Source organism: Cobetia sp. UCD-24C (assembly GCF_001306765.1).
GTDB lineage: Bacteria > Pseudomonadota > Gammaproteobacteria > Pseudomonadales > Halomonadaceae > Cobetia > Cobetia amphilecti.
Genome location: NZ_LJTD01000019.1, coordinates 1 through 25466 on the forward strand (window position 1 = coordinate 1; position 25466 = coordinate 25466).

Annotated in this window: 14 protein-coding genes and 1 pseudogene; 5 read left to right on the plus strand and 10 right to left on the minus strand. The window is 61.2% G+C overall.

What is annotated here, in order from left to right; translation table 11 throughout:
* The 4 genes from cysC to AOG28_RS17175 form a co-directional block, all read left to right on the plus strand.
* The coding region (gene cysC, locus AOG28_RS17160; protein ID WP_152965471.1) for an adenylyl-sulfate kinase at positions 1-717 on the plus strand (717 nt) is incomplete at its 5' end.
* A 330-nt stretch (positions 718-1047) separates the two neighbouring features.
* Complete coding sequence (locus tag AOG28_RS17165) at positions 1048-2214, plus strand: nucleotide sugar dehydrogenase (RefSeq protein ID WP_054557315.1); 1167 nt, start codon at positions 1048-1050, stop codon at positions 2212-2214.
* A 251-nt stretch (positions 2215-2465) separates the two neighbouring features.
* A complete protein-coding gene (locus tag AOG28_RS17170; RefSeq protein ID WP_082388957.1) occupies positions 2466-3803 on the plus strand; it encodes an O-antigen ligase family protein in 1338 nt (445 codons plus the stop codon).
* 208 nt (positions 3804-4011) lie between these two features.
* Positions 4012-4662 carry a DsbA family oxidoreductase gene (locus tag AOG28_RS17175; RefSeq protein WP_054557317.1) on the plus strand — a complete coding sequence of 217 codons (651 nt, stop codon included), beginning with the start codon at positions 4012-4014 and terminating at the stop codon, positions 4660-4662.
* A 329-nt stretch (positions 4663-4991) separates the two neighbouring features.
* On the opposite strand, the gene AOG28_RS17180 is transcribed toward AOG28_RS17175, so the two are convergent.
* The 10 genes from AOG28_RS17180 to AOG28_RS17230 all read right to left on the minus strand — a co-directional run bounded on the left by AOG28_RS17180 (position 4992) and on the right by AOG28_RS17230 (position 24876).
* Positions 4992-5495, minus strand: a complete 504-nt coding sequence (locus AOG28_RS17180) for a glycine-rich domain-containing protein (RefSeq protein WP_054557318.1) — start codon at positions 5493-5495, stop codon at positions 4992-4994.
* A gap of 2 nt (positions 5496-5497) precedes the next feature.
* Positions 5498-5803, minus strand: coding sequence for a ParE family toxin-like protein (locus AOG28_RS17185; protein WP_054557319.1), 306 nt, complete (start codon positions 5801-5803; stop codon positions 5498-5500).
* Between the two features lie 62 nt (positions 5804-5865).
* Complete coding sequence (locus tag AOG28_RS17190; RefSeq protein WP_054557320.1) at positions 5866-6642, minus strand: hypothetical protein; 777 nt, start codon at positions 6640-6642, stop codon at positions 5866-5868.
* Between the two features lie 342 nt (positions 6643-6984).
* The gene (locus tag AOG28_RS17200) at positions 6985-7572 is read right to left on the minus strand and encodes a hypothetical protein (protein WP_054557322.1); all 588 of its coding nucleotides are present in this window, start codon (positions 7570-7572) and stop codon (positions 6985-6987) included.
* 421 nt (positions 7573-7993) lie between these two features.
* Complete coding sequence (locus AOG28_RS17205) at positions 7994-9328, minus strand: aminotransferase class I/II-fold pyridoxal phosphate-dependent enzyme (RefSeq protein ID WP_054557326.1); 1335 nt, start codon at positions 9326-9328, stop codon at positions 7994-7996.
* Positions 9329-9639: 311 nt separating this feature from the next.
* Entirely contained in the window at positions 9640-17916 is an 8277-nt protein-coding gene (locus AOG28_RS18785) for a type I polyketide synthase (RefSeq protein WP_054557323.1), read from the minus strand.
* Positions 17913-19634, minus strand: coding sequence for an LTA synthase family protein (locus AOG28_RS17215; protein WP_054557324.1), 1722 nt, complete (start codon positions 19632-19634; stop codon positions 17913-17915). The genes AOG28_RS18785 and AOG28_RS17215 overlap by 4 nt, the downstream gene beginning before the upstream one ends.
* Positions 19635-20019: 385 nt before the next feature.
* The gene (locus AOG28_RS17220) at positions 20020-20904 is read right to left on the minus strand and encodes an SDR family NAD(P)-dependent oxidoreductase (RefSeq protein WP_235507075.1); all 885 of its coding nucleotides are present in this window, start codon (positions 20902-20904) and stop codon (positions 20020-20022) included.
* A gap of 132 nt (positions 20905-21036) precedes the next feature.
* A complete protein-coding gene (locus AOG28_RS17225; RefSeq protein WP_326998981.1) occupies positions 21037-22365 on the minus strand; it encodes a capsule biosynthesis protein in 1329 nt (442 codons plus the stop codon).
* Between the two features lie 144 nt (positions 22366-22509).
* Positions 22510-24876, minus strand: a complete 2367-nt coding sequence (locus AOG28_RS17230; protein WP_235507076.1) for a capsular polysaccharide biosynthesis protein — start codon at positions 24874-24876, stop codon at positions 22510-22512.
* A 369-nt stretch (positions 24877-25245) separates the two neighbouring features.
* Here AOG28_RS17230 and AOG28_RS17235 point away from each other — a divergent pair.
* Positions 25246-25466, plus strand: a pseudogene (locus AOG28_RS17235) (SLC13 family permease); the annotation flags it as partial.

Here is a 25466-nt window from a genome sequence, read left to right on the forward strand (position 1 = left end):
GAACTGACCCAGCCGCTGGCCATGGACAGCTACCAGCGTTCACCGCATACCGGCAGCTTCGTGTTCATTGACCGTCTGTCCAACATCACCATCGGTGCGGGCATGGTCAAGGAGACCCTGAGCGCCAGCAACATCGTGTGGCACGACATGGCGGTCACCAAGCAGCGCCGCGCCGATCGCAACAAGCAGAAGCCGTGCATCATCTGGTTCACCGGCCTGTCCGGTGCCGGCAAGTCCACCGCCGCCAACGCGCTGGAACGTCAGCTGTTCGCCATGGGCTACAACACCTACCTGCTGGACGGCGACAACGTGCGTCACGGCCTGTGTGGAGATCTGGGCTTCAGTGAAGATGACCGCGCCGAGAACATCCGTCGTGTCGGCGAAGTCGCCAAGCTGATGGTCGATGCCGGCATGATCACCCTGGTCAGCTTCATCTCGCCGTTCCAGGCCGATCGCCAGACCGTGCGTGACATGGTCGGCACTGACGAGTTCATCGAAGTCTTCGTCAACACGCCGATCAGTGTCTGCGAAGAGCGCGATCCCAAGGGCCTGTACCGCAAGGCGCGTGCCGGTGAGATCAGCGACTTCACCGGCATCAGCTCGCCGTATGAAGCGCCGGAGAACCCGGAAATCGAGATCAACACGGGTGAACTGAGCCTCGAGCAGACCGCACTCAAGCTGGTCAATCAGCTCAAGCACTACAACGTCATCGGCTGATGCATTCACGCCGATCAGCCCTCGCCGCAAGGCGGGGGCGTTTGCCGTTTCAGGACTCACATATGACTTTATCCCGATTCAAACAGCGCTTGCCGCATGTCGTGCGTCTCGCGGCAGTAGCAGGCCCCATCTCGCCCAACGTCGTCATCAGGTGAAAAGGCAGCCGCTAAGATTTTCTTGAACCACTATGATATTATTTAATTAGCTGGTGAAAATTGGTCGTCTGACTTAGGGAAAAGTTTGTCAGTGGCTGTCAGTTAAAGAAGTTTTATCACGAGATTATTTTAAATATTGAATTCATGTATGTGTGATTTTAGAGATTGAATAGAAATGAAAATTGCCATTGCAGGCACCGGCTATGTCGGCCTCTCCAACGCCATGCTGCTTGCACAGCATCATGAAGTGATCGCACTGGATATCGTGCCAGGCAAGGTGGAAGGGCTGAACCGTGGTGTCGCACCGATTGAAGACGCCGAGATTGATGAGTTTCTGGCCCGTGGGGACCTGAATTTCCGCGCTACCCTCGACAAGGAAGAGGCCTACCGCGATGCCGATTTCGTGATCATCGCGACGCCGACCGATTACGATGCCTCTACCAACTACTTCAATACTTCCAGTGTTGAAGCGGTAATTCAGGATGTGCGCGACATCAATCCTGACGCGGTGATGGTAATCAAGTCCACAGTGCCAGTGGGCTATACGGTAGAGGCGCGTGAGCGTTTCAATACCGAGAATCTGATCTTCTCGCCGGAGTTTTTGCGCGAAGGCAAGGCCCTGTACGACAACCTGCATCCGTCTCGCATCATCGTCGGTGAGCGCTCCGAGCGTGCCGAGGTGTTCGCTGGTCTGCTCAAGGAAGGCGCGATCAAGCAGGGCATTGATGTGCTCTTCACTGATAGCACCGAGGCGGAAGCCATCAAGCTGTTTGCCAATACCTACCTGGCGATGCGCGTGGCCTACTTCAATGAGCTGGATACCTATGCCGAATCGCGTGGCCTGGATGCCAGGCAGATCATCGAAGGTGTGGGACTGGACCCGCGCATCGGACAGCACTACCACAACCCGTCTTTCGGGTATGGGGGCTACTGTCTGCCGAAGGATACCAAGCAGTTGTTGGCCAATTATCAGGAAGTGCCCAACAACATGATTCAGGCCATCGTCGATGCCAACACCACGCGTAAGGATTTCATCGCGGAATCCGTGCTCAAGCGCAACCCGCAGGTGGTGGGAGTGTATCGCCTGGTAATGAAGTCCGGCTCTGACAACTTCCGCGCCAGCGCCATGCAGGGCGTGATGAAGCGCATCAAGGCCAAGGGTATTGAAGTTATCGTTTACGAGCCGGTGCTGGAAGAAGACACCTTCTTCGGTTCACGCGTCACGCGGGATCTCGAGGCGTTCAAGCAGGAAGCGGATGTCATCCTGAGCAATCGCATGGCGGAAGAGCTCGCTGATGTGGTCGACAAGGTCTACACCCGCGATCTGTTCGGCAACGATTGATCTAGAGCTCTGATTCTGGAACGAAACGAAAACGCCGCATCCTCGTGATGCGGCGTTTTCATATGGTTTCACAGGGCACCGGGTAGCGAGGGCATAGGTGAAGACTTTCATGCTGCTTGCCTGATGCCAAGGAGGAGGCCAGATGTGTCAGGCTATCCCGCTCATCAAGCTCACGATGGCGCTTTGCCGAATTCGGCCGAGTTGCCCGTATCACCGTTCACACCGTCATCTTTGGATCAGGAAGGCCAGGTATGCCGTCATTCGCTTCTGCTGCGCGCTCGGATTCATCCGGAGTTGCTCAGTATTTTTCCCCTATGATCTCGCGCGCCGTTTCCTGCAGTGTCTTTCTGTTCGGCTTGCTCAGCCTGGTGATGCCTTCTGGCTATAGCCTGGGGCCGGCATTGCTGGTGTTGATCAGTGGCTATTGCCTGCTGCGAGAGCCGCGCAGGCTGTTGAGGGCCGCCCACAAGCAAGACCTGGCAGTGATCGGCGTGGTGGCAGGCCTCGCGACCCTGTTGCTGGTGAGCATCTTGCTGCAGGAGGATGCGTGGCAGACGACAGGCGTGCCGATTCGTCTGTTGTTGGCTGTGCCGGTGCTGTTGCTGGTGTTGTCGTGCCCACCCTCGCTCGGGGCCATGTGGGGCGGGTTGATACTGGGCAGTGTACTGACTGGTAGCTGGGCAATGTGGCAGAAGCTGGTATGGGGCGTACATCGCGCGAGTGGTTTCACCCATACCATCAATTTCGGTGATATCAGCATGTTGATGGGGCTGATGTGTCTGGCAGGCCTGGGCTGGGCGATGAGTCAGGCGGAAGCCCGGCGGCGCTATTGGTTGCTGGCGCTGTTGATCGGCGGCGCGTTCGGCATCATTGGCTCCTTGATGTCGGGGACGCGCGGCGGCTGGATCGGTCTCCCGTTTGCCGCCTGGGTGTTGTATCGCAGTTATGGTGAGGTGATCTCACGGCGTGTGCTGCGGCTGGGCGTCTTCATGTGTGCCGGGGTGATCGCTCTGATGGTGATGACACCGGCGACCGGCATTCAGCAACGTGTCGAAGCCGGTGTCTCGGATGTCACGAAGTACTTGGAAGACCGCAATGCCGGCACCTCGGCGGGGGCGCGCCTAGAGATGTGGCGGGGCGCCTTGCTGATGATCGCCGAGCAGCCGTGGCTGGGCAGGGGCGAGACAGGTTACGCCGAGGCGCGTGATGCAATGATCGAACAGGGCGAGCTTAGCCGTCATATCCAACCATTTGAGCACCCCCATAACGAGTTTCTCGATGCGTGGGTCAAGCGCGGGGTGTTGGGGCTGCTTGCGCTGCTGGCCCTTTATCTGGTGCCGCTGCGCCTCTTCTATCGTCGCCTCGACAGTGTCGACCTGACATTGCGCTCACTGGCTGTCGCCGGCGTGCTGCTGCCGCTGACCTTCCTCGATTTCGGCATGACCTGGGTGATGTTCTCCCAGGCCAGCGGCGTGATGGTCTACGCCTACTGGTTGGCGATCGTGTGGGGTACGCTGCGCGCCCAGGAGCGACGCCTCGAGTCAGCGCCGCCTGCCGCTTGCGTTACAGCCCAAGCCAAGCATGACTGATCGGGATGTCTGCATGGAATGTCAGACCTGAAGAGGCGACAGCGTTCAGCGCATGGCGCTCTCGAGATTCAGCCCTTGGCGCTTCAGCACTCTGGCGAGGCTTTGACCTGAGCACGCACGGGGTCTACAGTACGCGCAAATTTGAGCAGTCGCTCACGAATATTGACGAGCGGTGAAGCCTATTGCCTTGCCGCTCAGGAGAATGGATATGCAAGACAAGCTCAAGATCGACATCGTCTCCGATGTGGTGTGCCCGTGGTGCATCATTGGCTACAAGCGCCTCGAGAGCGCCATTCAGTCTCTGGGCCTGGAAGACAAGGTCGAGATCGAATGGCAGCCCTTCGAGTTGAACCCGGACATGCCGGCCCATGGCGAGAACCTGCGCGCGCACTCTGAACGCAAGTACGGCACCACGCCAAAGGGCAGTGTCGAGGCGCGCCAGAACCTCGCTAACCTGGCGGCCGAGGAAGGGCTGGTCTTCAACTACTTCGACGACATGCGCATGGTCAATACCTTCGAGCTGCACGTACTGCTCGAGTACGCCGCCGAGCAAGGCATGCAGCATGACCTGATGATGCAGTTCTTCGCGGACTTCTTCACGTTGCAGAAGGATATGTCGGACCGCGCCGTGATGGCGGACTCTCTGGCAGCGGTCGGGCTGGACGCCACGGAAGGACTCGCGCAGCTCGATGACGCCGAGGCACGTGAGCAGGTGGTGCAACATGAGAACCACTGGAAGCAGATGGGGATTTCCAGCGTGCCGACCTTCGTCTTCAACCGCCGCAGTGCCCTGAGCGGTGCTCAGCCCAAGGAAGTGTTCGAGCAGGTGCTGAGCGAGCTGATGGCTGAGCAGTCTTGAGCCACTGACATCTGGCGCCGGCACTTATTCCTGTCGTGATAAAAAACGCGGCCCCGCTGAAAAGCAGGGCCGCGTTTTTGGTTCTAGGGTGTGTCAGTCACTCAGGAGAGTACAGACACACCACCGTCAAGAACGCTTGGGCGGATTGTTGCCACGCCCACCGCCGGAACGATTGCCAGTTGTGCTCGGCCCATTCGGCACTTTCGGAGCCGGGGGGTTGTGTGCAGGGGATTTGGATGTAGTGGCTTGAGTCTTGGTAGTGTTTTTCATTGTGATAGCTCTCATTGAAGAGGGTTTATTGATCGACTTCAGATGCTTGTAGGCGACGCTTACTTACAGGCTCCCTCGACGCGACAAGCGCATGAGGTAGGTACGTGGCAAGCATGATCCTGACAACGCATTGCTTGTGATTCCTTACCGCCGCCCGGATAGGCGCCAAAGTGCTTTTCATACAGCGCTACCGTCTGTGCAAAGGCATCCTTCAATTGCTGGTAGTCGTCTTCACCGTAGATGCCGAAGTAGGGGTAGTGGTCAATGAAGCGACCGAATACCTGGTGGCAGTCTTCGCGGTAAGCACGCGTGTCCAGGATGTGCGCATGCCATAAGGCATCGACTTCCTTGCTGGGCACGAGTGAGACAGCAGGATAGAAGGCCTTGAGTGACAGGAAGCGGCGATACTCACGCTCCGCCTTGTCCCAGGACTCGACTGACATTTCGGCTTCACTGGAGGCCGTGTACTTGTGCTTCAGGCGAGCAAAGTCGAGACGGCTGACATTGAGGTCCAGTCCTTGGTGATCCACGAGGGGTTGGTTCAGAGAAACGATGGCATTCATGATCAAGACTCCTGTGAGGGGTGATTGCAGAACTTGATGTCCCGCCTTCGTTTCATCTCACGATCGAAGCTCTGACGACTGATCAAGGCACAGGGCTCATAGCCATTGGCGGTCAGCTGATAGAGCAGGCGCCATGCATGGCCGATCTTGAAGCGCAGATAGCCTTTGCGGCAGCGCAGGCGTTTTCCGCCAAGTGATCGGTAGGGCGTGCCATTGGCCATGGCTTGATCTATCTGGATGGCCTTGGACTGGTAACAGCTGCTGACCTCATGGGGACAGCGGGCGAGGATGGTATCGATGGTTGGCATGACTGGCTCCGTCTTGGTTGACGAAACCAGTATTTATTTGTGGATTCCACAACCCGTATGCTTCAGAAATCTTTTTTGCGGAAGGTGTCCAATAGCTCATCAAAGTTGGTCGCATCCTCGTATCGCCGGATGATCAGCTTGCGATATTTCGCCAGGACCTCGTTGTCTGTCTCGATCGGGAGCGCTTGTTGATAGGCCTTTTCGAGATCACCACTCAAGTAGGCGGCCATCATGCTGTCCCCCTGGGAAAGGGCCGCCGTCTGAGCGGCCAGCCCCTTGAGAACATTCCCCTGTAGATGGCCTAGTCCCATCTGCGGTAGTGCATCGGCGAAAGGATTGGGCAGTTCCTCCGTCTTCAGGTCGGCGTCTGGCAAACGCTCCAGCAAGTGGATCAATTCTTGGCGCAACAGGCCCAGCCCTGCCAGGGATTGCCGCTCAAAGAACAGCTCGCGTGCCCACTCGACCAGCTCGGTGCGCTTGGCTTTCTGCTCAAGGAGCTGAACGACGAGCTTTGGCTCACCGAAGATCCCCTGTAGCAGGATGGCGTTCCAGAGCAGGGTGACATCGCCGGGGTTGATACGTACTCGGTTCCTGCTGTCACAGCCATGACCAATCGGTGTGTAATCCAGACGCAGGTGTTGCGTCTTGTTTCGATCAACCCTGCGAGAGACATCATCCTTGTGCTTGAGGGAGGGGCTCAGTGCACTGACAAGCGTCTTGATGGAGTTCAAGAGTTTACCGTGCCGACTGAGAGGCTTGCTCAGCCCCACCTTGCGGCAGAGCAAGTCCTCGTACACAGAAGATATTTCGCGCCAGTTACCCTCGTCAGCTTCGCTCACAAGAGAACTCCAGCAAGTCATTGAGCGAGATGCGCTTGCTGTAATCGTCTGACATGTCCGCTATCTTTCGTGCCTGTGTGAACCAGTCACTGGAATAACACCTGTCATGGCGACGGTACTCATCCAGTACGCCCATGCAGTAGCCGGCCTGCAGGGCCTCTGACACGCTTGTCGTGACGCCAGCCAGGAGATTCTTCTCGTCCCTTTTGGCATAGATTCCGACCAGCTCGTGACAACTCTGGATCAAGCGCTCCGAGTGGTCTCTGGCCTGAGCGGTGGGTGCCAGTGTGAATGTCAGCGTGACTAGTAGGGCGCAAGATGCGTATTTGTTGAATATGGACTTCACAGTGTGGGCTCCTTGAATGTATCACTCGTGTCAGCTTCTGCTTTCTCGATGGCGCGTGAGTCCCCTTGCGCTTGTGGCTCATCCGTTGTCATGGCACGCCGGTTTGCAGTAGGTGCTGATAGGTAGAGTGCCACCAGCAGGCTGGCATAAGTTGCCAATTTTACGAGCGGATCATCATCTAGAAGATAATTCTTTGGGAGATCTTCGTATTCTGACTGCCAGAGAAATATTTCACACAGGCCAATCACGACCAGCTCCACTACTGTCAGAATTCCGAGGGAAATCAGCAAGCGACTGGCTCCCTTCCAGAACCCCGTCGAGAAATGCTGGCAGTAATTGACATGCCGCCACAGAAGCAAGCCCAGCAGTGCCATGAACGCCCATTCGAGTAGCGAAATATCTGCCAGGCCTTCACCGTATTCAAAAATGGCAAAGGGTAGCAAAGCCAGGATCATCAGGCCGATCAGCCAGAGCATGCCAGTCTTGATGGCATTCAATACCTGACAGAGAAATCGTGAGAATCCAGTGTCGATTTTCCCTGTCAGGGAGAGACTTGTTGATTGTGACATCTTGCGTACATCCATGTAATTGCTGCGTGTATTGGTACTTCATGGAGATGAGTCGGACACTCCGTTGTCCTGAACAGTCATGTATCAACGCTGATTTGTAAGCTCTGTATAGATAATGTCGAGGAGTCATGGCAGGAGTCGTAATGATCATCTCGACCTGAATATACAGTATGTCGTAATCCGGTGCGGAATTATTTTGTTTATCTTGGACAATAGTGGCATTCATCCCAAGATTGTTCTTTGTATGAGCGAGCAACGGAATCAGTCCGTCCATGGGAGGCGAAACAAGTTCGTATTACTTCACCAGTCCCACATTTAGATAATGCATTAACGTTGAGGAATATAGCGGGCTCAGCAGGTTTATATGCGTATAGACGACACAGCCCCGCTGAAAAGCGGGGCTGTGTCGTTTATGGAGCATCGAATAGCTGGGGAGTTAGAGCCCCGCCTTGATATTGCTCAGCTGCTGCATGAGCGTGTCGAGGACGGCGTCGACCTGCGCTTCGGTATGCTCGCAGGAGAGGAAGAAGCGCAGTCGCGCGCTCTTCTCCGGCACGGCGGGGTGCAGGATGGGCTGGACGTTGAAGCCTGCCTCGAACAGCTGGTTGGAGAGGCGTGCGGCCACCAGCGAGCTGCCGAGGATGACAGGCACCACCGCGACGCCCAGGCTGTCCCCGACATCCAGCCCCAGCGCACGGGCGCGCGTGAGGAAGTAGCCGGAGACGGCATGCAGGCGGGCGATGCGCTGTCTGGCATCGTCGCCCTGGAGCAGTTCGAGGATCTTCAGCGACGGGGCGGCGACCTGCGCCGGCATGCCCACCGAGTAGAGGAAGCCCGGCGCGAAGTAGCGCAGCATGCTGACCAGCTCCTTGCAGCCGGCGATATAGCCGCCGCAGCCAGACAGCGTCTTGCTCATCGTGCCCATCCAGATATCGACGTCACGCGCAGCGATGTCGTAATGCTCCCTCAGGCCGAGACCGCGCTCGCCGAGCACGCCGAAGGAGTGGGCTTCGTCGACCATCAACCAGCAGCGGTACTTCTGCTTGAGGGCGATCAGGCGCGGCAGGTCCGGCACGTCACCGTCCATGCTGTAGAGGCCTTCGGTGACGATCAGCACGCGCTCGAACTTGCCCCGCTGGGCACGCAACAGCGCTTCCAGCGCGTCCGGGTCATTGTGCGCGAACGGCATGCGCCGCGCGCCGGACAGCTGGGCGCCGACCAGCGAGCTGTTGTGGATCCACTCGTCATGCAGGATCAGGTCCTTCGGCCCGAGCAGGTAGCCCAGCGTGGAGACATTGGTGGCGTGGCCACTGACGAAGACCACCGCATCCTCGACGTCGTAGGTACGCGCGACGGCGGCTTCCAGCTGCTGGTGGATCGGACGCTCGCCGGAGACGGCGCGTGAGGCCGACACCGAGGTGCCATAGTGCGCGGCAGCGTCCGCCGCGGCCTTGACCACTTCCGGATGGCGCGAGTAGTCGAGGTAGTTGTAGCTGGCGAAGTTGACCAGCTCACGCCCCTCGATACGCGTCGTGGCGCCCGCGCAGCCTTCATGCACGCGGAAGAAGGGCTCCGGCACGCCAAAGGCGGCGCCGGCCTGCTGCATCATGCTGAGCTGCTGATAGCCCGGTTGGCGATCGAAGCGCACGAAGTCATCACTGATCTGAAGCGGTTCAGCGCTCTTGTGGGCGAAGATATCCTCATCATTCGACTGCGTATTGGCCGGGCGAGTGCGGCGCGCACGCGCCTTGTCGAGCAGTTGCTGCTTCATGTCACTGGCGGATGAACCGGGGGAATTGCGGGTTGCCAAGAGTCGAGTTCCTTACACATGTGATGCTGACCCAAAAACGGGCGCAAGAGCCTTGGCTCTCCGCCCGTCGGGTATCTTCAAGCTGATCGTGTGCGCTGACGAGGCATGGGCCTTGGCGAGAGCGGGGACTGCTGTCAGGGCCCGATCTGGCGATGTCCGTCTGCCTGTCATTGTTGCGCGAATGGGTCGACGTTACGCCAAGATGGCGCATGGCACCAGCCCACACCTGCCATCCGGCATCATGGCGTGGGCTGGGTACCGGGTGGAGGTGGCTACTTGCTGACCATCTCTCCCCGCTCTGTCAGCATGGCCGTCTCGCCGCCATGCTGCTTCACCAGCTGCGCCATGGCCTGGTCTTCGGCGTTGCTTTCGGCTTCCTCGCCGTCAGCATTGCCCATCTTGTGCATCAGGCGCTCCGCGAGTCGCCACAGGGTGGCGGCTTCACTGATCATCATCACCGGAATGCTGATCCCCAGGCGTGCCTCGACCGCCGTCATCAGCTCGACCCCCATCAGCGAGTCGAAGCCCATGTCGTAGACGCTCTTGTTGACGTCGATGGCGCTGGCGTCGATCAACAGAATCTTGCTCAGCTCGCCCTTGAGAATCTCGACGATGGCGGTCTGCAGCGCTTCACCGCTCAAGCCCGCCAGTGCTGCGGCGATATCATCCTGCTGCGCCTGGCTGTTGTCATCTTCACCGGCGCGGCGGGCGATTTCCTCGAAGCGCGGCGTGGCGGCGGTCGGCAGGAAGCGTGCAAGCGCGCCCCAGTCCAGTTCCAGCACGCCCAATGAGCGTCCCGGCAAGCCGAGTGCCTGGGCGTGCTGATCCGCACTGATCATCTCGCCGAGACAGGCCAGTGCGTGGTCTGCCATCAGCGCATCACCGCCGAGACGATTCTTGAGTGCTTCGCGGGTCTTTTCGTTGCGTGCCAGGAAGCCGGCATCCTCGATCGCACCCCAGCGTGCGCAAGTGGCGGGCAGGCCACGCGCACGACGGTTGGCGGCGAGCCCTTCCAGCCAGTGGTTGGCCGCCACGTAGACGCTCTGTCCCGGGTTGCCGAACAGGGTGGTGGCCGAGGAGTAGAGCACGAAGAAGTCCAGCGCATGCTCGGCACTCAGGCGGTCCAGCAGTCGCGCACCTTCCAGCTTCGGCGTCATCACGCGCTGGATGCGCTCGGCATCGAGATGGCGAATCAGCGCATCATCGATCACCGCGGCGGCATGGATGATGCCCTTGAGCGGTGCGATGGTATCGTCCGTCTCACAGACATCAGTCTCACTGGCTTCAGGGGACTTGGCCAAGCGTGCGAACACCTTAGATAGCGCGGCTTCATCGGCGACATCACAAGCCAGGGCATGCACTTTCACCCCCTGGGCCTCGAGACGCGCGACGCCTTGCTGCGCTTCTTCACTAGCCGCACCGGAGCGCCCGAGCAGCACCAGCTCACGCGCGCCCATCGCGGCCAGCCACTCGGCGCTACGCAGGCCAAAGCCGCCCAGGCCGCCGGTGACCAGATAGCTGCCAGCCGGGTCGATCGTCAGTGTCTTTTGATTGGCCGCTAGTGCGTCGCGCTGAGCGGGCACTGCACTTGCACCCGCCCTTGCACTTGTCTGCTCAGCGGCGTGTTCGGCGACGCGCTGAGTGACGACGACCTTGCCGATCTGGCGGGCCTGTTGCATGTAGCGGAAGGCCTCGACCACCTGACTGGCATCGAAGGTGGTGTAGGGCAGCGGCGCCAGGGTGCCGTCCTCGAACAGCGCCATCATCTCGCGGAACAGGCGCGTGGTCAGGCCCGGGCATTCCTTCATCAGCTGATCGGAATCGATCCCGAAGTAGCTCAAGTTGTTGCGGAACGGACGCAGCCCCATCGGGGTGTTCTCGTAGAAGTCACGCTTGCCCAGCTCACAGAAGCGCCCGAACGGCTTGAGCACGCGCAGATTCTGGGCGATGGCTTCACCGGCCAGCGAGTTGAGCACCACATCGACACCGCGCGCATCGACAGACGGATCACGCTGCTGGCGTGCGGCGAGATCGGCCAGGATATCCTCGGCGAAGCCATGGCTGCGCGAGTCATAGACGTTGGTGATGCCCATCAGCGCCAGGAAGTCGCGCTTGGCCGGCGAGCCGACGGTGGCGAACACCTCGGCGCCCAGCCACTCGGCGATCTGCAATGCCGCGATGCCCACGCCGCCGGCGGCGCCGTGAATCAGTACCTTCTCGCCTTCTTCCAACCGCGCCAGATGCTTGAGCGCGTAGTAGACGGTGAAGAAGGTGGTCGGGATGGTCGCCGCGGCTTCCAGGCTGACGCCGTGGGGCACATGGGCCAGCGCCGTATCGGCGATCACCAGACGGTCGGAGAAGCTGGCCGGGCCGAAGCCGACCACGCGCTCGCCGACCTTGAATTCGGCATTGGCGCCAGCCTGAGTGACGATGCCGGAGAACTCGAGTCCCAGGCTCGGGCCGGAGAAGCCGTGTTCGATGGCTTCATCTGACAGCAGGCCGAGGGTGTACATGACATCGCGGAAGTTGAGGCCGGTCGCCTCGACACGCACTTCGACTTCGTCGGCAGCCACGGCGGACAGAATGCGTGGTTGCCATTCCAGATTGCGCAATTGGCCGGGCTGGCTGAAGCCCAGGCTGACGCCGTGGCGCTGAGTACCTGACGTCTGCAAGCCTGAGATCTGCGAGAGGGAGTTCTCGCCGCCAGTGGCCTGCTGAGGCGCCGCCACCTGACGCAGACGTGTCGCAAAGCGCGCGCCAGTAGCATCCAGTACCACTTCCTGCTCGTGATCCGGCGCTTCGAGTTCCTGCACCAGCGCGCCCATCAAGGCCGGCATGCTGACTGCGTCGCGCTCAAGCGTCGGCGTATCCAGCAGGCGGATGGTCAGCGACTGGCTCTCGTTGGCTAGACTGCGCGCAAAGCCCCAGCTGGCCGCATCCGCCGGTGGAGTCGCTGCAGGGGCGTCGCTTGTCTGCCACAGCGTCGCCACGTCATGTGTCAGCACCCACAGGGTCGGGGCGAGGCGGCTGTCGTCCTGCTCCTGGGCGCTATCAAAGGCCTGGGCGACCTGTGTCAGCAGCTGTTGGCGTGCGCATTGGAGGGTATTGGTGCTGTCCGTATCATTCTGTTCAGCTGTCGCCGCAGCGCTTGGCAGCGCGATCAGGTGATCAACGTCGCCAAGCTGCTCGATCAGTGCGGAGACGTCGGCCGGTAGGCTGGCTGATAGGCGCAGATGGCTGACCTGATGACCGCGTGCGGTCAGTGAGTCGCTCAAGCGCGTCAGCAGTGCCTGATTCGCCGGTGCCTGCGGGCAATCCAATAGCGCGATGGAGAGCGTGGCGGCTTGGCTTTCTACAGCTTTGCTTTCTGCGGCTAAGCTTGCCACTGCTTCGCTTTCCACTGATCCACTTGCCGCCGACTGGTCTTCAGCGGTTTTCGTAAGAGCCGCAAGCGGTGCCTGAGCGGCAAGCGTCGCGGACAGCCACCAGGCGCCTGATGTTTCAGTACCCAAGTGATCGCTGGCCAGGCTATCGCTGGCAGGCGCTGGTGACTCGATGTCGAGGCCCAGCTGGATCAAGAGACGCTGCCATTGCGCGATGCCCGGATGACTGCGCAGCTGCTCACCATCATCGAGGGCCAGAATCGGCCCGGCCCAGGCCGCCGGTTCACAGCCACACAGCAGCAGCTGCGCGCCGGGGGCCAGACGGGCGATCAGTGCTGTCAGCAGCTCGCGCGCCTGTGACGGTGCCTCGAAGTCCAGATGCACGATGGCGAGCTGAGCCTTGCGGGGCGTGACGGTGTCCTGGAAGGCCTCGCCCGCGATCACGTCGATCAGCGGCAAGTCATCCTGCAGGCGAGTGGCTTCACTGAGGGCGCCGGCACTGGCGGCCACGAAGCGGTAATCCAGCGCTGAGTAGCGACCGTTGCGTGCATCCGCCTCGCGCAGTGTCGCGAGACGCTGGCCCAGCCAGGGGCCGCCGGCACCCAGCTCCAGCACATCGAGGCGCTGGCCGGCAGGCAGAGTGGCAAGCGCGCTGCTGATGCGTTGATCGAGCTGTGCGCTCAACCACTGCCAGCCAGCGTTGCCGACCGCCGTCTTGAGCAGCGTCGGGATCAGCGGCTGGCGCAGATGCTCCAGTGCGGCACTGGCGTCCGTCGAGAGCAGCGCCTCGCGGTCTGCCACCACTTCATCAGCCTGAGTCCCTTCTGACTGAGCGCCGCCCAACGGGGTGCCGTCCAACGGCATGCCGCGATTGAGCCATTCATCCAGGTGCAGGTGCAGGCGACCGGCGGCATGCGTCAGCGGGAACTGGCCCGGGTAGTCGCGTACCAGCAGCTGCCAGATGTCATTGGCGGCGGGCAGATCCAGCGAGTTGATCTGCCAGTCGCCGTTGTCGAGTGCTTCCGTCAGGCCTTGTGATTCGGCCCAGTCGAGCAGGGCACGGCTGAACAGCGGACAGCGTCGCTGCCAGCGCGACAGTGCCTCGTGATCCAGGTGGGCAAGCTCCGGGTCGCCCGGCGCGGCGTGACGCAGCAGGGTCTCGTGGACGCTGGCGAGCATCAGGCTGTCGAGCAGCGGCTCCAGCTCATCGCGGAAGCACTGGCTGTCGGCCAGCAGCGTCTGTGCGCTGGCGGCCGCGTCGCTCTCACCAATATTTTCACCAACACTCTCACCAACATTCGCCTCACCATCCTCATCGCCATCGGCAGCCTCTGTGGCCTGCATGGCGTCATTCACCAGGCCTGCGAGATTCAATACCGGCGCGGTCGGCTGAGGGAGCGGGTGCGGGGCGGCAGTCAGCTCGATGTCCAGGTAATCCAGGTGCGCCGTGCCATCACGCCCCAGGCGTACGGCGCGGAAGCGGGCCTCTTCGGCAACCGCCACGGCGCGGCCTTCGGCGTCGAACAGCTCGAAGTCGGCACACAGGGAGTGCGGGCCACGCGAGCGCAGCACGACACGCGCGGTGACGATCTGTGAGGCGCGTACCTGCTCACGCACCTGCAGGCGACCGACGCGCACCGGCACGAAGGCCATGCCATTGCTGGCCGCCATCTGGCCCTTGAGTACGCCCAGCAGCGGAATGAACAGCTGGAAGGCGCTGTCGAGCACGCCGGGGTGCAGGTGGAAGTCTGCGTCCTGGCTGGCCATTTCCTCGGTCAGCGAGAAACGGGCCAGCACCTGCGGACGCGCAGTGCCCGGTGCGTGATGGTCGGCGCCCGCGTCGACCCAGATCTGCTCGGCGGCGCGGAAATGCGGACCGTAATGCAGGCCGAGTTGCGCGGCAGCCGCCACGTGCTCATCGCGACCGAAATCGGCGGCGCGAGTCGGCATGATCGGGGCGGCTCGCTCCAGCAGGCGTCCACGCGTGGCTGTGAAGGCGCGCGCCACGGCGTGCAGATTCCACTTGTCGGCATCTTCCGCGCGTGTCTCACGACTCTCCAGGCGCATGGCGCCATTGGCGCTGTCCAGCGACAGGCGGGTCAGACGAAGCGTGCTGTCATCGAGCAGCAGCGGGGCGCGAATCTCGAAGTCTTCCAGATCCAGCACGTCGGGCAGGCTGTCCGCATCGGCGCTGGCGGCCTGCCATTCGTGGGCGGCGGCCAGGCATTGCTCCAGATAGCCGGCCCCCGGGAAGACGGCACTCTCGCCGACCTGGTGATCGGCCAGCCACGCGACCTTCTGGGTGTCGAGCTGGGCTTCCCAGGTCAGGCGTTGCTGGGCGAGACGATAGCCGAGCAGCGGATGCACGTAATGACGATCCAGCAGACGCTGGCTTTCGCTGGTGGTCTGGATCCAGCACGGGATGCGTTGCCACGGGTAGCTTGGCAGCTCGATGAACTGACCGGCGACCGGGAACAGGCCGGTGATGTCGACGGCGCCGGAAAGCAGCACGCGACCGCGCAGATGCTCCAGGGCATCTAGCCCAGCATGGCGGCGGTCGAGACTGGCGAGCACCTGGCCGGCGGGCGCCTCGTCACTGCGCGCCTTGAGGATGTCATTCAGGTAGCTGCGCAGGATCGGGTGCGCGCCGATCTCGACCAGCAGGCGATGGCGGCCGAGGACAGCGTTCTCTTCCGCGTCGGAGTGCCAGTTGACCAGCGACGTGACGGCGGCCTCGAACATGACCGGCTGGCGGATGTTCTCCCACCAGTAGCGTGCATCCAGCTGCTCGCCGGCAATGACGCTGCCGGTGACGGTGGAAATGAACGGGGTATGGGTGGCACGGGGCGTCAGGCCGTCGAGGGATTCGAGCAGGCCGGGTTTGATCGGGTCCATCGCCGGGCTGTGGAAGGCGTAATCCAGCCCCAGTACCCGTGCGAAGGTGCCCTGGGCGGAGAGCTCCTTGCTCAGCGCTTCCAGCAGCTCACGCTCGCCGGCCAGGGTGGTGCCGCGCGGGCCATTGATGCCAGCCAGTGACAGCGACGCCCATTGCGGCTGTTCCAGCCATTCGCGCATCTCGCACTCGCCGAGGCCGACGGCCATCATCGCGCCGGTGCCACGGGTGCGCCCCTGGTGATAGCTGCGCTGGAAGATGACGCGGGTAGCCTGTTCGAGCGTCAGCGCGCCACTGGCCCAGGCAGCAGCGACTTCGCCGACACTGTGACCGGTGACGGCAGCGGGGCGGATACCGCGTTCGATCAGCCATTCGGTGACCGCGACCTGCAGCGCGAACAGCGTCGGCTGGGCGATCTCGGTGGCGTCCAGGCGGTTCTCGCCTTTCTCGCTCAGGCTGCCGTCCAGCTCCTTGAGCAGCTCGAAATCATTGAAATCGCGGAAGGCGACATCGAGGCGTTCAAGACAGGCGCGCACGCTGGCGGATTCTTCCATCAGGGCACGGCCCATGCCGGCCCACTGACAGCCATTACCGGAATACACGAACACCGGGCCACGTTCCTGCGCACTGCTGACGGCGTTTGCGCCATGGCGTGGCGATGCACCATTGTCGCTGGCGCTCGGCAAAGCCGGCATACGGTCTGCCAGGGTGATGCGCGGATGGTCACCGAGATCCCCCTCGCTGCCGAGGGTGTCGAGGTCCTCAAGCAGGGTGGTGAAGGTGTCTGCGCTGAGCAGGGCACCATGCACATGGTGCTCACGGCGGGCGGCCAGCTGCCAGGCGAGATCGTAGAGGCTTGGCGCCATGTCGTGGGCGGCGAGCTCACGCAGGTGCTCTGCCAGCTCGAGCGCGGATTGCTTGAGCGCTTGTGGGGAACGGGCACTCAGGCGCAGCGGCGGCGTCTGTTCACCTTTACTGTGCGGTTGCGCTACCGACTGTTCGGGGGCACTTTCCAGCAGCACATGGGCATTGGCGCCCCCGAAGCCGAAAGAGTTGACGCCGACGACCAGACGCCCGTCCTCCTTGAGCTTGCGCGGCTGTGTGACGATATCCAGGTTCCACTCGTCAGTGCGAATCTTCGGATTCAGACGCTGGATCTTGATCGTCGCGGGCACTTCACGGTGCGCGATCACGCCCAGTGCCTTGGCTAGGCCTGCCACGCCGGAGGCAGTTTCCAGGTGGCCCATGTTGCTCTTTATCGAGCCGATCGGCAGCGGACTGGCGCGCTTCTGGCCGATGGCGGCACCGATGGCGCGGGTTTCCAGCGGGTCACCGACCGCGGTACCGGTACCGTGGGCCTCGAGATAGTCGATCTCGTCCGGCGTCACACCGGCGAGTTCACAGGCGCGCTCCATCAGCTGAATCTGCGCCGCTGGATTGGGCACGGTCAGGCCGGACTTGTAGCCGTCGGTATTGACCACGGAAGACGCCACCACGGCGAGAATGCGGTCGCCATCGGCGATGGCCTGGTCGAGATCCTTGAGCAGGAAGACACCGCCGCCTTCGGAGCGCGCATAGCCGTCGCCGGCTTCATCGAATACCTGGCAGCGGCCGGTCTTCGACAGCATCGTGGCCTTGGAGAAGATCAGGAAGCCGTACGGATGCAGGTGCAGGCTGATGCCGCCGGTCAGCGCCATGTCGGTCTCGCCGCTTCTGATCGACTGGCAGGCCTGATGGAAGGCGACCATTGAAGAAGAGCAGGCGGTATCCAGTGACAGGCTCGGGCCATGCAGGTCGAAGGCATACGACAGGCGGTTGGAGGCCACGCTGGAGGTATTGCCGGTCGCGGTATTCGGGCCGATGGCGCTGAGGTCATCCGCCATGCGGTAGGAGTAATCCAGACTCGCGATGCCCATGAAGACGCCACAGCGTGAGCCGCGCATCTTCTCGGCCGGGATGCCGGCGTGCTCGATGGCTTCCCAGCTCATCTCAAGCAGCATGCGTTGCTGAGGGTCCATGCTGGCGGCTTCGCGCGGGCTGATGCCGAAGAAGGCCGGGTCAAAGCCGGTGATATCGCCCAGTGAACCTGCGGCGAAGCTATAGCTCATGCCCGGGGCTTTCTTGTCCGGGTGCGAGAGAGACTCCTTGCTCCAGCGGTCGTCGGCGACTTCGGTCACCATGTCCTTGCCGGCCAGGAGGTCGTCCCACAGGGTGGCCTGAGTGGTGCCGGGGAAACGGCTGGCTGCGCCGATGATGGCAACGCGTCGGGTCATGACAAGCTCCTGAACTTCTGAGTCACGGCACTGTGGCGAGCATGCTTCGCGGTCGCCTTCAGCAGCGCACTTCCTAATGTATCGATATTGATGACGCGCGGGTCGCCCTTGCGGCATTGCTCGTCAGTCTTGAAGGGCCCTTCGCAGTCGAGGGCCCACTCCATCAGCTGCGGGTCCTTGTCGCTCACGGCCGCCATGGTCTGGCGGGCGGTGTCGTCGGACTCCGGCAGGGCGCTGGACCAGATGAAGCTGTCGGTCACGCCATTGGGCTCACCCAGGGTCGTATAGACCTCGGGCATGATCGGCACATGGTCTCCATAGAAACACAGCAGCCCGCCGCGCGGCAGTCGCGCCAGCGCGGTGGTGAGCTGATCGATCATCGCGTCGGCATTCACCAGGTGACGCAGATAGATGCCAAGTTCCTGACAGTTCTCCGGCAGGTCTCCGTCATACCACTCCGGCAGACGTGCGCTGTCGAAGGTTTCCAGATGCAGCGGGCCATGATTCTCCATGGTGATCACCTGGATGAACAACGGCGTGTCACCGGCTTCCAGTAGACAGTCTTCGACTTTGGCCGCCACGGCGGCATCGCTGATGTACTGGCCACTCCTGTCGGCATCGCTGAAGTGGGCGATGTCGAGGAATTCATCGAAACCGAGCTGCTTGAGCACCTGATTGCGCAGGTAGAAAGTGCCCGGGTAGGGATGGATGCACAGCGTGCGATAGCCCATTGCCTTGTAGCTGGCGGCCAGATTGGGCACGGCGCGACGCGCCAGCTGATGGTAGGGGTTGAATTGGTGCACGCCGAGCTCTTCGGCGGTCAGGCCCGTCAGGAAGGCGGTTTCGGTGCGCACGGTATTGGCGCCCCAGGCCGGCACGGCCAGGCGACCACACGGCAGCCCCTGGGCCAGGGCGGTGAAGTGGCAGCGGTCCAGGTTTGGCAGCAGGTCGTCACGTACCCGGGGATAGACGCGGCGGGCATCGAAGAAGGATTCGCTCTGCACGCTGACCACATGGGGCAGTGCCTTGGTGGCATCCTCGTCATCGAGTTCGCGCAAGGTGGCGTCGAGCTCGCGCTGTGCCTCCTCCAACGGATTGCGCAGTGGCGTCAGCGGGCGACGCGCCAGCCGCGCATAGGCCAGCAGGTAGGCCACCATGCCCAGCTCGCTCAGGTCGAACTCGGGGACCAGCATTACCTTGCTGGCCAGACGGTTGCCCAGGGCGTAGGTCAAGACGCTCGCGCCGATCAGTAGGCTGATCAATGGCACCAGCCACACAGCGGCGTTGCCTGAGTAGGCGGCGGAGAAGCCCAGCGCGGGCTCGAGCCAGAGCCCCAGACCGATCGCCAGCACCCCTGCCGTGGTCGCGGCGATGGTCAGCCCGATGCCGAAGAAGGGGATGTACAGGCGCGGGTGCTTGATAGCGTCGGTGAAGTACTCGAAGTCCTGGCTGAGGAAGGGTTCGCGCAGCGACACGTACTTGGTGTGGCTGACCTGCAGCACCACCAGCCACAGCGCATTGACGACGATGAGCGAGAACCAGGGGCGCTGGGTGATCAAGGTGCACAGTGACCAGCTGGCGCACCAGTAGCCGACATGTGCCAGTCTGGCGCTGACGGGGCGGCGCCAGAATGCGGCTGGCGGTGTCGTCATCTGTTTCAGCAGCAGATGCTCAAGCCCCAGCGTCAACCCGAGGCCGACCAGCAGTGGCCCGGCCATGAAAGACACAAACGCAATGACAAACTCCATGTAATGCCGACCTCGTTAGCCTCTGCCGTCGCAGGGGCTGTGTAGTGTTCGGTCGAGTACTCGACCCTGATCAAGATCCATGGCGGCCAGGGGAGCGACAAGTCGGCCCCTCGCCGCAGTATTTTCAGGCGCTCTGGTGTCCAGATCCTGATCGTTCCTGCGTGTTCTACTGTCGCTATGGCGTTCCCGCCACTGTCTTACTTATCGATCCTGCACGATGTACTCCAGTGGCAGGTACTGGGGTATTACGCTAACTCATTGTCATGACAATGGAAAAACGCTGAGTCATCGCCTGCTGCGCATGGCGGGCCGGCTCACGGCTCAGGCCTTAGGTTCACGAAGACGCAAGCCCCGATCAATGAGTGTAATTGAACCACCCGAGCAGGCGCTGGGAGATTCCGGCGGGCAGGACACTCAACCACCAGCACCCGAAGTTGAGCGGGAAGGGGAAGCTGATACGCGCCCGGTTGCGCGCTGCACCCTTGAGAATGCGGCGTGCGGCCTTCTCGGGTGGCATCTCGAAGGGCTTGGGCCCTGGCATCGCCTCGCACATCGGCGAGGTGACATAGCCGGGCATGACGACGGTGACACCCACGCCATGGGGTTTGAGCCAGCTGCGCAGACCTTCGCCATACGCCTTGACCGCCGCCTTGCTGCCGCTGTAGCTGGGCGTCAATGCCAGGCCATGCCACGCCGCGAGGGAGCTGAGCAGTACCAGCTGACCACTGCCGCGCTGCTTCATCGCCATGGCCAGATGATGGGCCATGCCCAGCGTGCCGATCACGTTGGTCTGCAGCAGGCGGCGTGAATCCTCCCAGCGCTCTCCGTTGCCCTGGGGGCCGATATCGGTATTCATGCCGGCGTTGGCGATGGCGATGTCCGGCACGCCGCGCGCGCAGACTTCATCCAGCCAGGTGAACAGGGTCTCTTCATCACACAGATTGAGTACCGTGCATTCCACCTCGGCACCCAGCTTGCGGCAGTCGTTGGCGATCGCATCGAGTTTGCGCTGCTTGCGGCCGGTGAGAATCAGCGTGGTGCCCGTCTCGGCATAGGCGCGCGCCAGGGCACCGCCGATCTCGCCTGTGGCACCGGTGATCAGGACGCGTCGCAGGCGGCTGACATCCTGGGTAGCTTTCGCACTGGCGTCGCTCTCTGCAGGTCGGCTATCCGCTCGGTGAGTGCCAGCGTCGCGCTCAGCGTCGTTAGGCTCTGGCTGCTGGGGGGGCATGGCCGTCATCTTTGGTCTCCTTGAATCCCGACACCGAAGGTCGGCAGTTCCCTTGCGTTTCTCGTTATGGTCAGGTGAGAGAGGCTGCCATCGTTGGCGTGTCTCACCGTTGTTGCGTGGTCCAGCAGTCTTTTCGCATGTTCAGCAGCGGCTCAACATGTTCTCCAGCGGCGAGCGCTCGGCGCACAGTATCTTGGAGGCGCCCAACACGGCGAGTTGCATGCCCGGCTTGCAGTAGAAGCCGCCATTGAGCTGCACGGTATGAATCACCGTATTGCGGAAATGTCGGAAGAGCGTCGTGTCGGGGCGCTGGCCCTGGGTCCAGAAATCATGCAGCGAACCCTGGAAGGTCAGGCCCGGCAAGTTGAAGATCGGATCGCCCATGCAGAAGGTCGGGCAGCGATACTGCAGCGCCACGTTGCCGGTCGTGCTGTTGACCGTGATCATGCCCTTGGCCTGCTGCAGCAGCTTCTCCAGATTGCCGCTCTCCAGGTAGACGATACGCCCGATCAGGTCGTAGCGGCGCTCCAATGAGCGAATCAGTCCCGGGTAATCCACCAGCCCCATGTCGAGGGGATGGTTCTTGATCACCAGGCGTGCACCACGTGGCGCATTCAGGGCGAAGCTCTTCATCACCCGCTGGATGACTTCCTGCATGTTGGCGAAGCGCGAATGGTGGCGTATCTGGGCATCGGTATTCAGCTGCAGCGGCAGCATGTAGTAGGGTGCGCCACTGCCCATCAGCTGATCGATACGCTTGGCGTCACGCCGCTTGTACCAGCGCATCAAGGGCAGTCGTGTCGCATAGCCCGCGTATTCCTGCACGGCGTGAATGCTGTGCGGGCGATAGCGCGGGAACAGCAGCGGATTGGCCGCGCCCGCCAGGTGGTAGGTGATGTCATGCCGCGCACGCTCACGGAAGGAGGACTTGAAACGCTGCGGCGTGGGGGCATCTTCGAGATGTTTGCCTGCCTCACGGAACCAGTCAGGGTCGCGTGGTAGCAGGGAATGGCCATTGACGCCTTCGCGCTCCAGCGTCACCCAATAGGGACGGAAGTAGCCTTCTTCGAACACGTGGGTACGGATGCCGAGATATTCCGCCTTGAGCACGGCATCACGATGTACCGGGCGTCGGTCGCCGAACAGCACCTGATCGGTGACGTGATGCTTGCGCCAGAGTTCGGCGATCCAGTCGCCGAGGTCCTCGAGCTTGCCGCGATAGGCATACGCCTTGTCGTGGCGCCAGTAGAAGCTGTCGCCGCTGTTGAAGTTGACCTTGATGACCTCATGGCCATCCTGCTTGAGCTTTTTCGCCAGCTGCAGGAAGAAGGGCGAGCACACCCCCTGCAGCAACATGAAGACGCGCCGGCGTCCCCCCTCACGGGGGCGCAGCTGGATATCGGGGGCCTGCGATGCTGCCCAGCCATCGCTGATGAGAGGGGCTGAAGGCTGATTCAGCGGAGGCGTCAAGACGGCATCATCAGACAGCTTTGCAAGAGCGCCATCGCCCATGATCCTCTCCAACGCCTGGCCAAGCCTTGCGCTGACAGGCATGTCGGCACCGGTTGGTGGCGTGAGGCTGAGGGTTGGTGTCAGACGTCCATGTTCCATGAGTCAGTGCTTCCCGATGAACAATGCTCGATAGCCGCGATATAGCCGGGTTTTCCAGGGTAATGAAAGTCGCATGGTGCCATTCCTGAGCATGGTTCGTTGGCGTTCAAGTATCGTGACAACTGTTTCGGCATTGCATAAGTCCCCCCGATCGGGATCCACGTAGATCGGATATTCGATCAGCGCACCAGCGACAAGGGCATCCACGCTCAAGGTGCGCGTCCGTCTTGGACAGTCGATCTGGTCATCGGTCAACCCCCAACCGGCATAGAAGGGCAGGCCATGGGTCGTGACGGGCACTCCTCGTATCAGGGCTTCAAAGCCGGCCAACGAGCACAGCGTATGCAGGCGGTCGATCTGTGTGAACAGATCGCTGATATTGCCCTTTGAAAGCTCGAGGTCATAGGTGCCGGGCGTTTGCGACACTTCTCCCACACGGCCTCCTGATACAACGTCAGGATGCGGCTTGTAGATCACGTAAGCTTCAGGATGCAATTCTCGCGCCGCCTCAAGCAAAGCCTGGTTGGTACGAATGCCGGGGCAGGCATGGCGAATGGAGGCGTCTGATTCCACCTGGCCCACCACAAGGACAATCTCCCGATCCTGAGCTAGCTCACGCAAGTCGGGCAACGTGTCGTCCTGAGAGTTGTACTTGCTCAACCCCAGCGAAATGATGCGCTCTCTCAGTCGGCGTGCACGGGCCAGCTCTGTATCACTTGGTTCATGATGCTCCAGCCACTCTTCTAACGTGCTGGCTCGGCTGGCATCGAAATGCATGGCCTTGTCGTCAACCACCAGCGACAGGGGGCGGGTGAGGTCGACACCCAGGCCGACTGAGCGCAGAAAGCCATCTTCCATCATCCAGAGTTCACCGCCTGCCTCCCTCACCTGCGCCTGGCGCTCTGGCGGCGTACGGCCAGCCCAGCTCAATATTCTCTGAGGGGGCGAGCCGGTGTCCTGCGGAGAAAGACGTTGCAGCGCGCGTTCAGGCTTCTTCTCGAAATGCAGCTGAGACCAGGGGCCAAGGAAATAACCGATGAACTTCTGCTTCCAGCCAGAAAACTCGAGCCCCTGCCAGCGCCCGGCCAGTCTGGTAGCCATTCGCTTCTGGTCTGCAAGCAGCTGAATGATCTCTTCGAGCGTCGCGGCCTGCTGGGTATAGGGGTTGGCATAGCGGCTGTATTCGAGATAAGCCGCAGCAAACACCTGCTCAAGTGTGCGTGATTGGCCTCGGCGCGGACATTGCTGGCGATCATCCGTCAGGCCCCACCCGGCATAGAACGGCATGCCGTGACAGGTCACCGGCAGGCCTGCCATCAAGGCCTCGAACCCAAGCTGGCTGGTCACGACATGGACGCCATCGACCTGTTCGAACAGGCTCCAGGGGTTGATGTCGTCGCTCAGCAGCGTGCAGCCAAGCTTGCGTGCCTCCTCCAGCAGGTAGCCGCGCTTCTTGCCGGCGATCACATCCGGATGCACCTTGACCCACACCTCGGTTCCCTCGATGGCACAGGCCTCCCTCAGCATGGCAAGGAAAGTCTCCGGGCTGGCCATGCCGCCCACGACAGACGCATCCTCGGCGGTCTGATCCACGATGAGAAGTCGCTGCATGCAAGGCTTTCGGGCAGGCAGCTTGCGCTCTGGTGCATGGTTGTACTTGCTCAAGCGATGCATGCGCAGGCTTTCGAGAGCCGCGCGCGCGCGCGCCAGCAATGCCTCTGCCTGACGCGTCGGCGCCTCATTGATTAGTTGCTCGAGATCGCTCGGTTGGCGCGCATCGTAATAGATGCCCTGATGATCGACCACCATCGCCATGCCAGGGTAATCGGCGCTTGCCAGGGTCAGAGAACGCAGGAAACCATCCTCCAATGCAACGTAGGGCAATCCATGTTCAAGCGCATATTGGCGCGCACGTTTCGCCGTGGGTTTATGTCCCCAACCGACGACACGCATGATGTTTGTCGAGGATTTCTGGCCCACGAATTCTGGCGCAGTATTTATCCCTTTCGGTGCCCCGAGTTCTGGCAAAGAATCAGCCTCGCTCGCTGATGGATGTTGTTCTTTTCCTACATTTTTTTTGCTCAGTGTGCCTGTCGGGGCACGTCGCCTGGCAGCGAAAGATAAATTCTTGAAGGTGAGCGAGTTGTCATTGTTCTGACACGAAAGGGGTGTAGGCCCCCTTGTCAGTGGCAGCAACTCGGGTATGAAGCAAGCAAGAAGTGGTTGGCGAAAAATACCAGAGGAAAAACAGAGCGATACCCCGGAGGCCGCGTCATTCGTGACATGGGGGGATCCGTGTCGAACGTGAGAGGCGCAGGGTAGAGCACGCATGAGAAGCTCCCATCCTTGGTTGATTGCCGCCTTCAGCATGCAGAGTGTCCGTTTCAGATAAGAAAAGTGACTGCTTACTCGTGATGCTTAGCACGCCTGGTGAGACTGTCGTGTGAGACCGTTGACTCAGAGTCCGCAAATAGGGAAAGTACGCAAAGTGACGAACGAATTCAATCAAGTCTTTGCTCGCGAATTTGGTAGCAGGCAAATGATTAACCTGTGCTTTATTTTGTTTGTCAGCTTTTTCACTGCATGCTTCAGCAGTAATAGTTTTGCTGCTAAAGTGCCACGCTCTGCGATGCATTTTCATTAATGCTTGAGCTTCATGTGAACGTGAAGCGCAGGGCTTGATCAGTAAAAAGCGGCAGGATGCCAAGGGAACGCTAGTAGATGGAAATCGCGCAGCACATGGATGCTTTTGTCACCCTGGTGGTGACGGTAGGAGTGTTGGCAGGGCTTGTCTGGAATCGTTGGCCGGCGGAGTGGCTGATGATGGCCGCTGCCGTGTCGTTGATTCTGCTGGGCGTCATTTCTCCAGCGACCTTCCTGGCCGGCTTCGCCAATCCGGGCATCATGACCATCGGCGCGCTTTTCGTGGTCGCCGCCGGCGTGCAGGAAACCGGGGCGCT